The organism is Pseudomonas sp. NPDC098740 (genome assembly GCF_044760065.1).
GTDB lineage: Bacteria > Pseudomonadota > Gammaproteobacteria > Pseudomonadales > Pseudomonadaceae > Aquipseudomonas > Aquipseudomonas rossensis.
The window spans coordinates 66,135-66,711 of the sequence record NZ_JBIWAM010000031.1 but is presented as its reverse complement, the minus strand read 5'-3'; the positions used below and the strand labels follow the sequence as shown (position 1 = coordinate 66,711).

Below are 577 nucleotides of genomic sequence, written 5' to 3'. Positions count from 1 at the left end.
AATAATGAGCGTCCTGATCAATAAAGACACCAAAGTTATCTGCCAGGGTATTACCGGTTCGCAAGGTAGTTTCCACACCCAGCAAGCCATCGAATACGGCACCAAGATGGTGGGTGGCGTAACTCCTGGCAAAGGCGGCACCGAGCATCTGGGTCTGCCAGTGTTCAACACCGTGAAAGATGCTGTAGCTGCCACTGGCGCCACCGCCAGCGTGATCTACGTTCCAGCTCCTTTCTGCAAGGACTCCATCCTGGAAGCAGCATTCGGCGGCATCAAGCTGATCGTTTGCATCACTGAAGGCATTCCTACCCTGGACATGCTGGATGCCAAGGTCAAGTGCGACGAGCTGGGCGTAGTCCTGATCGGTCCTAACTGCCCAGGCGTGATCACTCCAGGCGAATGCAAGATCGGCATCATGCCAGGTCACATTCACTTGCCAGGCAAGGTCGGTATCGTTTCCCGTTCCGGCACCCTGACCTACGAAGCTGTGAAGCAGACTACTGACGCCGGTTTCGGTCAGTCGACTTGCGGCGGCATCGGCGGTGACCCGATCGCGGGCGCGAGCGGCCGCGAGCGC

At 57.9% G+C, this 577-nt stretch carries 1 pseudogene; it reads left to right on the top strand.

Annotated features, from left to right (window positions below):
* Positions 1-4: 4 nt before the first annotated feature.
* Positions 5-577, top strand: a pseudogene (locus ACIQU2_RS26090) (succinate--CoA ligase subunit alpha); the annotation flags it as partial.